Annotated in this window: 16 protein-coding genes; 4 read left to right on the top strand and 12 right to left on the bottom strand. The window is 58.1% G+C overall.

Annotated elements, in window-relative coordinates:
* Positions 1-64: 64 nt before the first annotated feature.
* From NF685_RS14315 to NF685_RS11645, 3 genes are read right to left on the bottom strand one after another with little or no spacing between them, the layout of a single operon-like run.
* Complete coding sequence (locus NF685_RS14315; RefSeq protein ID WP_264813771.1) at positions 65-196, bottom strand: hypothetical protein; 132 nt, start codon at positions 194-196, stop codon at positions 65-67.
* Positions 193-1,041, bottom strand: a complete 849-nt coding sequence (locus NF685_RS11650; protein ID WP_252849743.1) for a KilA-N domain-containing protein — start codon at positions 1,039-1,041, stop codon at positions 193-195. The genes NF685_RS14315 and NF685_RS11650 overlap by 4 nt, the downstream gene beginning before the upstream one ends.
* Positions 1,013-1,198 (bottom strand): Arc family DNA-binding protein, encoded by a 186-nt coding sequence (locus tag NF685_RS11645; protein WP_252849742.1) that lies wholly within the window; start codon positions 1,196-1,198, stop codon positions 1,013-1,015. Before NF685_RS11645 ends, NF685_RS11650 begins: the two co-directional genes overlap by 29 nt.
* A 79-nt stretch (positions 1,199-1,277) precedes the next feature.
* On the opposite strand from NF685_RS11645, the gene NF685_RS11640 reads away from it, so the two are divergent.
* The 4 genes from NF685_RS11640 (at position 1,278) to NF685_RS11625 (ending at position 3,410) form a co-directional block, all read left to right on the top strand.
* Positions 1,278-1,703 (top strand): Arc family DNA-binding protein, encoded by a 426-nt coding sequence (locus tag NF685_RS11640; RefSeq protein WP_252849741.1) that lies wholly within the window; start codon positions 1,278-1,280, stop codon positions 1,701-1,703.
* 557 nt (positions 1,704-2,260) lie between these two features.
* Positions 2,261-2,686: a hypothetical protein gene (locus tag NF685_RS11635; protein WP_252849740.1), complete on the top strand. Its 426-nt coding sequence runs from the start codon at positions 2,261-2,263 to the stop codon at positions 2,684-2,686.
* Positions 2,671-3,138 carry a hypothetical protein gene (locus tag NF685_RS11630; protein WP_252849739.1) on the top strand — a complete coding sequence of 156 codons (468 nt, stop codon included), beginning with the start codon at positions 2,671-2,673 and terminating at the stop codon, positions 3,136-3,138. Before NF685_RS11635 ends, NF685_RS11630 begins: the two co-directional genes overlap by 16 nt.
* A complete protein-coding gene (locus NF685_RS11625; RefSeq protein WP_222547572.1) occupies positions 3,135-3,410 on the top strand; it encodes a hypothetical protein in 276 nt (91 codons plus the stop codon). Before NF685_RS11630 ends, NF685_RS11625 begins: the two co-directional genes overlap by 4 nt.
* On the opposite strand, the gene NF685_RS11620 is transcribed toward NF685_RS11625, so the two are convergent.
* From NF685_RS11620 to NF685_RS11580, 9 genes are all read right to left on the bottom strand, one after another.
* Positions 3,388-5,766, bottom strand: a complete 2,379-nt coding sequence (locus tag NF685_RS11620) for a transglycosylase SLT domain-containing protein (RefSeq protein WP_252849738.1) — start codon at positions 5,764-5,766, stop codon at positions 3,388-3,390. The genes NF685_RS11625 and NF685_RS11620 overlap by 23 nt on opposite strands.
* Positions 5,756-7,234, bottom strand: a complete 1,479-nt coding sequence (locus NF685_RS11615) for a hypothetical protein (protein ID WP_252849737.1) — start codon at positions 7,232-7,234, stop codon at positions 5,756-5,758. The genes NF685_RS11620 and NF685_RS11615 overlap by 11 nt, the downstream gene beginning before the upstream one ends.
* Positions 7,234-8,040 carry a hypothetical protein gene (locus NF685_RS11610; RefSeq protein WP_252849736.1) on the bottom strand — a complete coding sequence of 269 codons (807 nt, stop codon included), beginning with the start codon at positions 8,038-8,040 and terminating at the stop codon, positions 7,234-7,236. Before NF685_RS11610 ends, NF685_RS11615 begins: the two co-directional genes overlap by 1 nt.
* Before the next feature lie 355 nt (positions 8,041-8,395).
* Positions 8,396-8,713 carry a hypothetical protein gene (locus NF685_RS11605; RefSeq protein ID WP_252849735.1) on the bottom strand — a complete coding sequence of 106 codons (318 nt, stop codon included), beginning with the start codon at positions 8,711-8,713 and terminating at the stop codon, positions 8,396-8,398.
* Positions 8,677-9,168, bottom strand: a complete 492-nt coding sequence (locus NF685_RS11600; RefSeq protein ID WP_222547566.1) for a hypothetical protein — start codon at positions 9,166-9,168, stop codon at positions 8,677-8,679. Before NF685_RS11600 ends, NF685_RS11605 begins: the two co-directional genes overlap by 37 nt.
* Positions 9,165-10,610, bottom strand: coding sequence for a packaged DNA stabilization protein (locus NF685_RS11595; protein ID WP_252849734.1), 1,446 nt, complete (start codon positions 10,608-10,610; stop codon positions 9,165-9,167). The genes NF685_RS11600 and NF685_RS11595 overlap by 4 nt, the downstream gene beginning before the upstream one ends.
* Positions 10,610-12,568 (bottom strand): glycoside hydrolase family 66 protein, encoded by a 1,959-nt coding sequence (locus NF685_RS11590; RefSeq protein ID WP_252849733.1) that lies wholly within the window; start codon positions 12,566-12,568, stop codon positions 10,610-10,612. Before NF685_RS11590 ends, NF685_RS11595 begins: the two co-directional genes overlap by 1 nt.
* A complete protein-coding gene (locus NF685_RS11585; RefSeq protein WP_252849732.1) occupies positions 12,559-13,650 on the bottom strand; it encodes a hypothetical protein in 1,092 nt (363 codons plus the stop codon). Before NF685_RS11585 ends, NF685_RS11590 begins: the two co-directional genes overlap by 10 nt.
* Positions 13,647-14,492 (bottom strand): hypothetical protein, encoded by an 846-nt coding sequence (locus NF685_RS11580; protein ID WP_252849731.1) that lies wholly within the window; start codon positions 14,490-14,492, stop codon positions 13,647-13,649. Before NF685_RS11580 ends, NF685_RS11585 begins: the two co-directional genes overlap by 4 nt.
* Between the last annotated feature and the right edge of the window lie 41 nt (positions 14,493-14,533).

Here is a 14,533-nt window from a genome sequence, read left to right as displayed (position 1 = left end):
CGCGGAGGCGAATGTCTACCACAGACGCCTCACGATAGCGTGAGAGGTTGGAAGAGGCAAGTGGTCAGGTGAGGGCGGGGCGCTCAACCGGACCTATCTTCTCGTCCAGACGCTTTCGTTCGAACATCAGAGCTGCCCTGTGACAAAGCCCCTCCATCTGTTCGAGCAATGCCCGCTCTTCCTCGATTTCGCTCATGACGCTGCCTCCTTCGGGCGGGAGAAAGGGCGCAGATGCTTCACGATCCGGTTGGACCATTTCAGGGTTGCTTGTGACCCTTTGCCGCCCTTGCGCGTCGTGTCGAACATACGCCCAAACGGTGCGCCCTTTTCCGTGGCCTGATAATCCGAGCCCGAAGACGATGCTTGGACCTTGATCTGATAGCCCTCCGCAATCAGCAGTTTGTTCACAGCCACGGCACTGAGGCCGATCTCTTTCCCGATCTCGGTGGCCGTCAGGTAGGCGTCATTGTTCGGGGCTGCGATCGAGGTCACGCCCATGATCTCCAGCGGGTTAACGCCCGTCATGTTGAACGTGCCACGCGCCGCGTGGAGGCGCTGCTGGTTCTCGTCAAAGCCAGGGAGGGTCCGGGCGATCTTGAGAAGGCGCGTGTATGTCGTGTCGAAGGCGGGTTTGCGGGTGCGCTTGGGCGCGGTTGTTACAGCCTTGCCCTGCACCATCGCATCGAACGCCCGGATGACCGTCAGGTTGAACGAAGGGCTGATCCACATCGCATAGGCGTAGACGAGTTCCTTGGCGACGTAGGTGCCGGGGGAAGTTCCGCCGTTTACGGTATCAACGGGACCAGTCCTCAGATCTGAGGAGTGAGAAATTTCCGTAATCAGCGCTTTCGTCGTGTCAAGCCGCATGAAATTTGCGGGCTGTTTGGATTTTTCACCACCTGATGCCTTGTGGCAGTCATTCAGGCAGTAGCGTCCTTCGGCGTCCTGACGGATGGCAGTGGAAATGATGGTGAGAGATGTGTTATTCGTCACTTTCGTGTTCCTTCGTGGTTCACTCAGAGACGGGAGAGGTGCCGCCAAGCATAGCCTCTTCCGTCTTTTCTTTTTCCATCTCCTGCCGAAGCAGAAAGACGATGTAGCCATTCATCGTCCGCTCTTGGCGCTTCGCCGACAACTTAACGTGCCGGTGAACATCAAGCGGAAGACGGATTTTCATTTGGGGGTCTGTATGTTTCATATCTCCACTTCTCTTTGGTCCTAATGGACCACGAAAATGAACCACATATGGTTTCTTGATGCAACCACGAAAGTGGTCCATGGTCCATTTTATGGCTGCCAGCGACCCACAGATGAAAATAAGACTCCCTCTCTTTCTCAAGGAGCAGGTTAGTCGGCATGCTCAGGCGATGGGAACGTCGATGAATCAAGCGATCATTGATCTTTTAGAAGATGCGCTCGCTCAGCTCCCAACAGGGTACAAGCCGCCGCCATTTAACCATGACGAAAACAAGACGAATCTAGAAAAAGAAATTAATTTCTTATGGTATAGAATCAATTCTTTAAATGATGATATATCAAACTTTTCAAGAAATATCGTCGAATCCGAGAGGAGTGAAGATAGAGACACCTCTAATTATAGAAAGTTTTTGATAAAAAGAATTCAGGAAACTGATGCGGAAGCAGAAGATTTGCACAAAAAAGTGCGGATACTAGAGGACAGGCTGCGATCACTCAAGGAATAAGGAGTGACTTGCAATCAACATCCCTCCCCCTCGTCCGTTGACCCGACCTAGGGTGGGGTGATGGGCGCTTGACCCGAGGCCGGTCGAAATTCTGGACTCTGGTGCGTAATCACGGCATTCTAATCACACGACTGAGGCATCTCAGGGCGGGACAACCAGTTCAGAAACCTGACGGTCTATGCCCCGCATTCCTGTACAGAAATCGGGAAAATCTGATAGAACGAGCATATGCTTTGCGTTGGGTGCGCTGGGCAAGTTCGAGGCGGAGTTTCCCATGAGCCGGTCAACACGCTTGTGTCTCAATCTGTCGATTATGATGATTTCATTCGGTATTTTCTGTCGGGAGACAACGCCGTTATTGGTGAAGATCTTCGGCCTGTGAACGATCCAAGCGAAAAAATCTCGGTAAGATTGGAATGGGATTTTCGTCCTCTCGCCACCCCGCGAGCGGCGTTGACCTTCGCAATCTATGCGATCGCGCTGACATGGTGCGCCTGTTACGTCCACGCCCACTGGTGAGATTGACCCGACTCCGGGCGGGGTGATGGGGTGGGGGTATGGAAGCTGAATGCGCAGATGATTGGGAACGCCTTGCCAAGGACGAGATTGAATCTGCCAGAATTATGCTCGCGGCCAGGAAATGGAAGCAGGTTTACCAGCACGGCGGCATAGCGATTGAATGCGCTCTCAAGTGCAAGATCATGCGGCACTTGCGTCTTAACAGGTGGCCGGACAGGCATGAGAGGCGCGACCTCTGGACCCATGACCTTGAAGACCTATTTGCTCTTTTCATGAACGAGGCTGAAGTTGCTCGACTGCTGGCGCAGGCTGACCCACCCTCGCACTTATGCGCCTGGGTGATTGTTAAAGACTGGCATATCGAAATGCGCTATCATAACCCCGATGCCTTTCCTGAAAAAATGGCTCGGGGCTTCCTGAACGCTGCTGATGGTATGGGGTTAATCGAATGGCTGTTGAGATAATTGGCGTGTCGCAAGAGCGTAGAGACGCTGGATATAAGCTTCTTCTGAAAACCGATGAACTCGGCCTGAATGCCAGTGGTGCAGGTTGGTATCAGTCAATCGGGTCTACGCGGTGGAAGTTCTTCCTCGTCACCCCTCTCATCGATAGCCAAGGCCCAGACTGGGTCTATCATCGGCTACTCTCTGGCTTGCGTGTGATCAGTTTTCCTGAGGGGATCACGCCTCTTGAAATCCATTTGGTTAGCCCAAGAGAGGCGCGGTTCCACGATCTGCAACAGGTTCTGGACGTGCCTGATTTAGCTGCCAAAAATCTCTACCACGTTTCAAATGAAGAAGTTCAGCAACACGGCATTTCCGCAATGGTCATCTACAGGATGCGTTCGCTGGATAGGAAGGCTGGAGAACGAGCCCGAATATTCGACGCGCGCGTGAAGGAACTGCTCGCCGCATGACCATCCTCATCGCTGCCGCCGTATTCTGCGTCTGGGCCTATTTCTGGGTGAGGGGCGCGCTTTGGGCAGCGCTTCCTGTTCCTCTCTTCCTCGCAGTTGCTAATTATGACGATGCCATCCTTCATCATGTGACTTATGGCGTCGATCATTGGGCGAGTTGTGCGCTCCTGGCGGCTGCATTTTTTATACCCTACGCGATCAAACGCTACCGAGCCGCGAAGATGGATCGGCTCTTGAACGGCATCCGCTTCAGGGATGTAAGAGGCGATTGATAACCTCCTGATCGATCTTGTTGGCGTTCGTCAGTCGTCGGTTTGTCAGCGCATGGCCTAGCAGCGCATTGCCTGCATGAAGTGCAGAACCGATCGCGCCACCAGCAAGCGCCCCGACCTCCTGGCCGCCAAGTGCGCCGCCAAGGGGGCCAAGGAGAGCGCCGCCTGTCCCGCCGCGAACCTCTTTCGCTCGTTGCGTCATAGCCGCCTTGAATGTCTTGGACGCGCCGCTTGACCGGCCTGCTGCGCGCGTCTCGCGCTCTGCCAGCATGTCGCGATATGCCGAGCGTAAAGCCGCCTCCTGCTCAGGCGTGACGGCGTCCGTACCCTTTTTGGACACTGAGACTTCGTTTTTGTCGAGTTGGCCGATCAGCCTCTTGAGAGCGGTGTAGTTCACCGTTTCGCCGGTGGGTGACTCGTTCGACGCCTGCAAAAGTCCCTTGCTCTGCAAAAACCGCTTGCTGTCGATATCGGAAGATCGTTGCGCATAACCGTTAAGGTAATCGCGGAAACCCGGTGCGCCTTCCTCGATATGGTGCGCCAGGTCGTCCATGAACGGCGACAGGCGAGAGGCAGCGGCTCGCATGTGCGCGGACTCCGATGCTGATGCCTGCTGAAGCCCGTATCCAATCGCCTTGCGCACATTCCATAGATTGGAGGGTAGGGCCGTCCCATCCTCATCTGTAGCGTCGGCCAGATAATCACGCGCCTTGGTGAGCGCTGCTTTGACGGGCGCGTTTCCTCGGCTGGCCTCTATGTTCTCGTTCAGAATGCCATGGAGCGCGTCTGTCGAAACAGGCTGCTCGTTGGCAAACGCCGCCTCGCGGTGCTGTTGTTCGAAAGCCTGCCGTTCCTGCGTGAGCTTCTCGATCTGCTCAGGCGTGCCGATCGTGCCTCGGACGTGCGTGGTATAGGCGTGGTCGTTCGCTTCATCGAGCGCCCGGAACGCCTCCGGGTGCAGGTCGCGAAGATTATCCTCAAGCGCGGCAAGTTTCACATCCTGCGTCCGGGTGGCCTTGGTATGGAAAACACCCGGCGTCTGGGCTTCATAAATCCGCGTGCCGTCCGGGCTGGTAAAGGCGCTTATGATGGCATCAGCTGCTTTCTTGGGGTCGGTGAACGCACCGACGCCACGCAGCGCCTTGGACTGCGCTTTCTCTTCCGCTTTCTGGGCAGATATAGACGCAGCATCATTTGCGCCGGATGTCACCCCCGATGCACCGGACGGGGCAGGCGTCTCGCGCGATACACCTGTCGGATCGAGATAATCGCCGACCCTGCGCACGCCTCCGGCAAGTGCGTTTCCACCTTTCTGCATGAGTGGGGAGATTACTTTCCCGGCCACGGGGATGCCCGCCGCCAGGATGCCGCCCACCTCAGCGGCTTGCGTTCCATCGCCGCCAGCGAGGGCGGTTTGAGCGCCAGCGGCAAGCGCATTGTTCGCGATCCTGGTGACGAATGGGCCGTCACCCTTGAGCACGTTCGAAGCAATGCGACCTGCGCGATTGCTCTCCAACGCGCCGGCTGCCGGACGAATGGCGCGACCACCCAGCTCCGTCGCCAATACGGCACCCGCAAGCGTGCCTACTGTATTCGATACCCCCGACCCATAGTCATCCTTGCGGGCGGCCTCATCCGCGTCCTCGTGACGGGCGACATAATCGCCAGCATCATGCAAAGCCCTAGAGGCCGCATTATCGTAACGATGCCCAGCCGATGCGGCCCAGCTCAACAGATGAGGGACGCCCACGCCGAAGGTGCGATCGATCTCACGTCCTGCTGCATTCACCGTGTCGTTCGTGACCGTCCAAGCCTTTGACAGCCCAGATTGCACAGGCTCATGCTTCTCGGGTTTCTGACTGTCGCCATTGCCAAAAACAGCATTGAAAGCATCGTCGGAAGGCGATGTTTTAGATGCTCCCGCCTTCATTGGTGAAGGAGAGCCGAACATAGCGCCAAATGCGTCTTTGTCTGCGTCTGGGGCAGGCTGCTTTTGTGGCTGATAGTTGGCAGCGACCTTGCCGGGATAAGCCATTGTCTCGGGGTTCCCCCATTTTGCGCGGTTCGTCCCGCCGTTATAGGCTCGGAGAGCATCCGGGAGGTTGCCGTAGCGCCTGATATTCTCGTCCAGAAGCCGGGCGGCTCCGTAGATGCTCTGCACCGGGTCTGTCGGATCTATGCCCAGTCGACGCGCTGTGTCGGGCATGAATTGCATATGCCCGATCGCCCCGGCCTTTGATCTCGCAAGGGGATCGTCTCGCGGGTCTTCGACCTGATGAACTGCTCGCAGCACATTGGGGTCGACATTCCAGTATCGACCGGCTTCGTCATAGTGGCGGTCGAGATCAGCGACCATCAGGGACCAGCCCGGCTGCCGCCATGGCGTTATAGTTTTTCTTCAGCTCATCGAACTGACCGGATTTTTTCAGCCCTTCGATATAGGTGGTCCGCTCTGCCGGCGTCATGCGGATCATCTGAAAGGCGCGCGGGTCGAAACTCTGACTGAACTGCTGGTTCCACTGCTGGAATTGAGCGGGTTGCAATCCGGAAGATTTCCACGCCTGCGCCTTGGCGTTGATTGCATCCTCATTGCCCTGCAACTGGTGAATCATCAGACGATTTGTGCTGTCCTGGAGTGAGCTATTCGGGCTGGCATGGACCGCAGCGGCTAACTTACTATCGGTACCGGTGCCGAGCGCCTGCGACTGAGCATTGGCTAGGTTCTGTGCCCATTTATTGAACGACTGAGCTTTTTCGATTTCACTCTCACCAGAATGAACTGAGTAGGGCGTCCAGTTGTTCCAAGTCGCTTCTATATTGCGCCAACGCTCCCGTCCGGGACCGGAGGTAAAGCCCTCAAGGTCGGAAGCCATATTCCCTAGCATAGCCATGCGGTCATTGCGGTTCGCAGAAGCCTGCATGAGTGCATTCGCTCCTTCCGCTCCCGCTTTCGCGGTTGCTGCAATGGCTTCTGTCTGACCTGCCGCAGGCGCCGCCTGATAGCCGGGATTTCCGGCCTGCTGCGACGGATAACGCCCCGACCCCATAGCCTCAGGGGGCACGGTCGGCCTTCCGCCGCCAGTCCCGACGATCTGATCGCGCCGGACATAGCTGCGTGACCCATCGGGGTTGATGACCTCGGTCGGAGCTGAATTGAATTCCGGCGATGTCTCTTTCTGCACAGTCGTTGCAGGCCGGAACTGCCCGCCAGTCATCGCGCTGCCCTGTGTCCCGATAATCGTCTGCTGCCCGTTATCGACCGTAGCACCCGCCGTGCCATAAACATTCTGCTCCTGACCCTGCGGCGCCTGCATCGAGTTCGTAATCTGAGCCACACCACCCGCAATACCGTTCGGATGGCTCCCGATCTGATGCACGATCGCGTCGATCTGGCCCCACTGACTTTTTGGCAGTACGGCCTTCGCCATACGTGCGCCTGCGTCCAGATGCGCTGCGTCGGGGTTGGCACCCACAAACGACATGATGGAGCCCACGGCATTCTTGGACGCTTCCGCATTTTGCAGGTCATCGTTGCGCGATGCGTTCTGCTGCCGGTAGGCGTCAACGGCTCCATAGGCTGCTGCCGGATCGCGCGCCATGGCGGCACGTGCCTTGGCATAATCGACCTGCCCATCGGCACCGGTTGCACCAAGCAGGGCGTTCCCCTGAGCGACGCGAGCATCATACTCACTCTGCCGGATTTTATTGCCAAGCAAAGCATTGCGGTATTCTGCACCCTGGCGCGCCACCTCAAGCGGGTTCAGCATATTGATCGAGGGGCGCCCTGCCTGGAGCGCGATGGAGGTGTCGATCTCGCCGGCCATTAGGAGTTCTTCCCGTTCAGAAGCGCCTGATAGAGCAGATAGGAATTGCCTGCGCCATTAAGACCAGAAGCCAGAGCGTTACTGCTACCCACTACGCCGGACGCCAGAGCATTGCCGGATTGCGCGCCGTAATTGGCGGAAGCCCCTGCGGCTGTCAGTGCGTTCTGGGCACTGTTGGTTGCCGCCGATGCTCCATAACCTAGCAGGGCATTTTCACGGTTGAATGCGTTATTGATATTGCCCTGGTTTGCTTCGTTGGTCGCGAGCAAGCCATTTCCCACACCCAAGAGCGCGTTATTGCTGCTGATCTGATCGTTATACAGGTTCTGGTATGTCTGGTTGGCTTGCGTCGTCGCGTAATCGGCTGCGCCCTTCATTGCGGCACCGCTGTTTGCAAGGCCGCGAGCGGCAGAAGCGTTCGTAACGCCCTGCTGTCCAAGCGCATTGATCTGAGACCAGCCAGGGGTGTTCTCGATCGATTGTTGGGTGATCCCGTTATTGGCAAGATTGGTCAGGTTATTGGCTGCGGTATTCTGCACGCCCTGAGCCTGATCGGTGTATCCGTTATTGATATTACCCCAGAGGGACATATTGCTCTGGATGCCGCCAAGTGCATTCTGGCCCGCCGCCACATAAGGATTAAGGTAATCCTGTGCGGCTTGTCCGGCCTGCCCAAGGGCAGCCGCCTGCGCAGAAGCTGTGCGTGCCTGTATTTTTGCTGCTGACGCTGCGCCGGAAGCGCCAAGCGCCCCGCTGACCAGACTGCCAACGCCGGATACGCCGGCTCCTACAGCGCCGCCACTCATTGTGCTGCGTCCTTTCTGAAAATGACGGTGTCAATCATGGAGCCATCCGGCCAAAGCATCGGCCCCGTCTGCCAACGGCGGAACCCAAACGCTCCAGCCAGGAAGCGGGCAGGGGCATTATCGCGCCGGATCGGGCCATAGAGCGCAACGCCCGGATGACGCGCGCTCCAACGTCGAAGGAACTGGCGGAATGCAACCATCACAGAGCGGCGGTTCGCGTCTGGCCGTGACGAGACATGCACCTCCCATGCGTCATGCCCCGCTACGGGAATAAAGACGGCAACTGCCCCAAAGCGGGAAAAGACCTCTGCGCAGTGTGGCACGGGAAAGCCGTATATCTGCCGGGTGCGCCATTTCATGACACGACGAACCCGTTGAGGATCATCGACAAGCCGTTCCCTGTTGCGCTGATCGTATCGCCGTTGGCGAGTGAAAACGCGGCCAGTTCGGCGGGGATCGAACTGCTGTTCGCCGCGATCGAGCGCCCAACGATGACAGGAAACGATCCCCCGCCTTTGCGCGTCACGCTGACCGATAGAACGACCGCTGCCGTGCCCGGATTGGCGATAACGGCGGTGGTGATTGTCGTTGAGGATCCGCTACCGGTAGCGACAACCTGCGAGGATGCGCTCAGGTTTATGCCTGGCTGGATTGCAAGAGAAGTGACGGCCATATCTGACTTTGTGCGGACAGTAGCGCCGCATCATCTAAAGATTGACCCGTCTTTGCCGTGAGGCTGCTGGACGTGAGCAAGGTCATTACTAGCACGTCCTGTGCTGCCTTCAAAGCAGATTGCGCGTCTGCTTCCGCTTGGGCTGCTGCCGATTGCGCCGCAAGAGCGTCCGTTTCGGCATCGGCGGCCTGTTGCGCCGCTGCTTCTGCTGCCGCCTGAGCCGTTGCTGCATTCCTTATGGCTGTCTGCGCGTCCGCTTCGGCTTTATTGGCCGTGTCCAGTGCAAGCGTGATCTGTTGCGTGTCATAGACGGCATCCATGCCCTGCTCCTTGCCCGTCCGGTTGAACAGTGCGAGCTGATAGCGGGTAAATGCAGGGGTGGCATTGCCTTTGCTGTCTGTTACGGGCCCCGAATAATAGGGCATGTAGTAATTGGCGGGTTTGGTTTCGCTCATGACGATACGGTATCCACGTCCAGAAAAGCGCCCATCAGCGCGGCTCCCTGTCCACCCGTCCAGGTCAATCGATAGATCCGGTCACGCGCCATTCCGAGACGCCAGACAGTCGGCCATGCGTTACCGGTTGTTCCCAATTGCATCTGCAAAAACGGATGGCTCCATGTCGATCCCCGATCGTCGGACCAGTCGACCTGCACGGTTGCACCACTTCCGTTTTGCATGTCGAGCATCAGTTTGCGGTGAATCATACGCCTGCCGTCACCGATTGCATGGGGGCACGCTCGCTGCCGCTTGATCGGCACTCCAGCCTCGGTATCGAGATCGAGCGTGACTTCGCAAATCGCACCGGTCTCGTAATCCCCGCAAAAGACTCTCCCGTAGGCATTCGCCCACGCATTTGCCCGGAGGCGGGTTTCTGTGAGCGTCCTGCTGTCGAGCGAGCACCGCTCGTGCCAGAGCCCGACCGACAGATCGTACACCCATGTTGCACCTGTCCGGGGAAAGCTCAGAACGTAAAAAACATGGCCGCCTTGCTGATACAGGGAGCCGATCGCGTCGGCTGCGTCACCGTACCCCTGGATAGCGTTATCGATTGCAAACGTGCTGATGGCCTGCGCTTCCGTGCCGCGTCCCATATAAACGCGAGGTAGTCCCATGTTGTCGCAGCCAAGCCAGATCACGGCATCGCCGTTTGACGATATGGAATAAGGCGCAATACAGCCCGCACTGATCGTCAGAGAGGGCATGCGCTGGAAAGGGAAATCGGCCGCGCCGGACGTGTACCAGAGTTCAGTCTCCTGCGTGCCGAACAACCAGATCGTCTGTCCGACGACATCCACCCCCATGATGGTATCGGGATAGCTTGTCTTGCTTGCCACATAGAGGGAGTCGAATGGCGTCGTGGCCTCATCCGTGAAATTGGCCGGCGACACATACCAGTTTGTCGTGCCGGGATTTGTGAAAAGAAAGAATGTATCGAGCACGGAAATCGTGCTGGAACCATAGAAGGCCGGGTCGGAGATCCGGGTAAGCGTGCCGTATTCGCCCTGTCTCGGCTTTTGCGGGATCGAGCAATACCAGCCACCTTTTGGCGTCCCGTCGACGATAAAGAGCGTCAGCCCATTGTCCTGCATTCTGACCTGACCGGTTCCGCCCGAGATGGTGCCGATCTTCGTTGCGTTGCCGGCTGCGGTGGTGACGTAAACTCCCGACCCGACTACGGCGACAAGATCGCCCTGGCTGGACTGATAGAGGCAGCGAACCGCGCCGGTTTCAGGTGTGGAAAATGCGCGGGTTCCGGGCGTCGGGTAGTGCGCAAACTGGATTGGCTCCTGTTGCTGCTGCGGCAAGGGCTCCGGATACAGGTTGAGGCAGCGCTGTGCGGAAGCTGCGAGGGATCGCGCCTGATACGATCCCCCGGTGAGATTAATGCGCGCCATCAGGGCGTCACATAGTCGCTGGAGGAAAGGCCGTTTTCGAGCCAGACCATATCCCAATAGGCGAGGGAAGGCAGCGTGAAGGTGATATAGCTGCCCGAGCTATCCGAGCCGGTAGCATAGGTCAGGCTAACAGGCGCCCCGTGGTTCACGTCCGGGCTGGCCGTGTAGAGGTTCCCAAGCGTGCCGCCTGCGGTGACGTACATCTTGACTTGCAAGGCACCCGTTGTCGTCGGTGCGGCGGCATTGGCTGCGTTGTCGTTCACGTCAGAGAAAGACGCGCTGCTCATCTGCTGGTAATTGAGCAGGTGCAGGATATCGAAACCCGAACGATGGTTCTGGAACATCCAGACCGAGCCAGCCGCTGCTGTCGTGCTTCCCGTTGCGCCGGAGGTGATCGAGGGCGCCGCGGCTGTTGAAGCGCTGATGTTCAGGCGCAGGAGCTTTTCATAAGCCACCCCGAACGTCTGATAGTCATATTCGCCCTGCACCATGTCCGCCTTGGGGCTGAGCATGTTGCCGACAGGGAAATCGTCGTTGCTGATGAAACGTGCGCCGTCGCCCTGGTTCTGCTGACCGTCCACGATCCAGGCATGGTGCGCGCCGGTCGCGAGCATGGCCGCTTCCTGATAGAGCACGCCCGGCGTGTTGAACGTGCATTTCGTTGACCCGCCGTTGATCGTGCATGAACCGGATGCGCCAAGGGTCTTGTTCATGCCCATGTCCCAGTCGAGCCCCAGAGACTGCTTTTTCCCCGCTGCACTGGCCCATCCCCAGACCTGCTGTGCCTTGGTCAGGAATGTGCCAAAATTGCCGATATCGGTCGGGTTGTTCCAGCGCTCCACGAAATGATAAGCCTCACGAAGAGACTGTACGAGATCCTGCTCAAGATACGAGCCTGCCGGATTGAGAATAATCGGGCCGTTCATGTATCCGGCAACCGTGTTCAGAAACGACGAGTAGGCCGTATCCATGATGATGCGATTACCTGAGGCGTCCCACAAAGCGCGATAAATCGTGCCGTAGGTATCCGCAAACATCCCGTCAAAACCAAGACGCCGGCGCATCAGTTCCGCCTGCTGCCCCCAATACGCCTGCCACGCGGTGTTGTTCGGGTTCATGTAGGCGATCTTGTCGTTATACGTCCAAAGATCGCTGATCTGACACGAGCCGCCATTGGCGCCGCATGCGCTTGTGAACATCCCCCAGGAGAGCTGGGCACCCGAGCCGTCTTTCGTGAAATCCGGCGCGATGCCGTAATTCGCCCCGTAGACCGGCATATACATGAACGTGCCCATGCGCAGCGACTTTGCGGCGGCGACATGCTGTTTGATCAGGTCGGTGCTGATGTTCTGCCCGTCGCCATTGATCCACGACGCGCCACTGACCCACGGCTTATGCCAGCGATAGAGCATGTTGTAGAATTGCAGGTTATTGCACTTGTAGGCGTTCAGGCTCTGAAGATCGGCCTGCGCGCCGGAGAAGAACGGTGGCTTCCACCCGCCCCAATCGGTATAGGCGCCCACAACCCAGCACTGACGCGGGTAGGTCGACCAATCGGACGAGATATCGAATGCACCGCCTTCCTGGTCGAGTTGGTGCCCGTTCTGATCGGCGGCGACCAGACTGACGAAATATCCCTGCCAGTTTGTCTGGCTGGACGGGAAACGCAACTCCGCCGTTGCTGTGCCGCCCGCTGGAAGGGCCGTAACCGTGGCTGCCACGGGACTGCCGACCTGCACGCCTCGACCGGTGACGGTGCCGGTAATCGTGCCGGTGAATGGCGCCCCTGTCTTGTTCGACAGGGTGACGATCATGCGCACCTGCTCCCCACCCTTATAGCGGGAGAGATCGGTGTTCACAGACTGGATAAGAGGTCCGGACAAAACGGGCTCAGCATAGGCAGTCCCTGCGGCAAACAACACTGCGACACCTGCGAGCGCGCCTTTGATCATCGACATGAAGTGTCACTCCGGTAGAGATCGCCAGCATCATCAACGCAGACGAAATGCGTACCTGAAGACGGGGCGGATGTGGGCATCTTGCCGTTCCGTATCGGGCTCTGGATGCTTACATAGCCCGTCCCGGCAGCCTGGATATTCACCCAGCTATTCCCGACCTGGGACGCTACATACATATTCGAATACTGGTCCTGCCAGATCGACGCGGGGCTGGACTGCCCCGGCCCGAAGAAATCGAGAACCGCGCCGTTTGTTCCACCCGATGCGGTTCCATGCAACTGGACGTGATTGCCGTAAAGAGCGATCCCGCCCGTGCCGTTCGAATAGATGGACGTGCTGCCATTGGTGGAGCCGGGAGACATATATAGCCCCCCTCCGGTATCCTGCCATACCGATGCCGGGATGGTATCACCCTGACCATACAGGTTGATCTTACCCGCTCCACCGGTTCCCGTGTCATGCACTTCGAGCGCACCGTTGGCTGTGTAAAACGCGAAGACCGAACTGCTGGAATTGGTCGAGAAATTGCCGTTTCCGCTTTTGTCCTGCCAGAAAGTCACAGGATTGGCCGCAAGCGTCGACTGGAGCGTAAGCTGCGGCGAGGACGAGTTTGCAAGCGTGATCCCGCCCGTCACGGTGACATTCGGCGCAAGGTACAGGTTTGGCCATGTGCCAAGAATATCACCGGTAAGGGGCTGTCCGAAAACGCCGTCCGGGGTCGTGATCGGAACCGAGAACGTGCATCCGGTCGGTACGGCCCCGTTGCGGGTACAGGACAAAACCGAATTGATCGCCGATTGAGCGTCATTCACTGCGCTGAGGCCGAACGTGCCGTTGTTGTTGGTCCACCGCCACCGGCCAAGGTCGGCGGATGCAGTCGTATCCACGTTATCGACCGAGGGAGTGGGGCCCGAGACTGTCGGGTTCGAAATGACAGGTTTGCTGGTATCTGCTTTCGTCGCCATGGCTGCATTCAGCCCGTTCGGTCCGGCAAGAGTCACGCGCGGGTTCATTGTGGGCACTGACTGTGCCAGAGCAACGGCGGGAGCGCACAGTCCCGCCAGGAGGATGAGGCGCTTCATAGTTTCTGGATCTCCAATCCGGGCCAGTAGAACGGCGCGCCGCCAGCGGTGAGGGCTGCGGGCATTCCGAGGGTAGGGGTTTTGAGGTTTGCAGTTCTGATTGTGGCGAGAGCCCCGCGCGCCTCAGCCACCACAGTCGGGCTCGGCTCCTGCCCGTAGGACGGCGCCAGCCTCTTGGCGAGCGACCACATGATGGCGTCCCAGTATTCCGGGGGCAGGTTTATGGCATCGTTCTCTGACAGGGTGGCCGGAAGCGGCTCGGAAGCGATAACGTGCAATTCCCAGACTGAGCCAGCCGGAATAGGCCATACGCGCAATTCGCCATGCGGGAAGGTCGGATTATAAAAGAAGTAGCTCGGCCAGGTCCGCAGGCCTTTGAGACCGATCGAGGCATAATCCTCATAAGACGGGATTTCTGTCAGCGCGTAATCGATAGGGTTGCCAGTCGACAGGCCGTCATTGCCAGTGTCGAAATCACCACCGGCGAAATCGACAGGCGAGAAATCACCCTGCTGTACAGCCTGTCCGTTGGTGAGCAGTCGTGCATAAGCGGCGTTAATTTGAGAAGGCCGTGCGGGAGTGTCGATATCACCGCCCGGGCCGATATAATAAACGCTCGCGCCGCTCGATACGACTGACAGGTCGACGAGGTTCGGCACGAGGCAGTGACGGCGCTGCCACTGTGCAAGCATCATGTTCAGATGCATGACGCCGGATTTGATGCCTTGCGGGTCTATATTGACGCCACCAACACCGATCCCGAGTTGTTCAAGCGCCATACCGACGAGATCTGAAACGAGATATCCCCGCACGCCAGGGGCGCTGCTAAGGCTTTCTGACATTGGACGAACGTCCTTTCGGGCGCATCACAGTCCGGGGCGGG

This window comes from Asaia lannensis NBRC 102526 (genome assembly GCF_024054035.1).
Taxonomy (GTDB): Bacteria; Pseudomonadota; Alphaproteobacteria; order Acetobacterales; family Acetobacteraceae; genus Asaia; species Asaia lannensis.
This window is presented reverse-complemented; position numbering and strand designations above follow the sequence as displayed.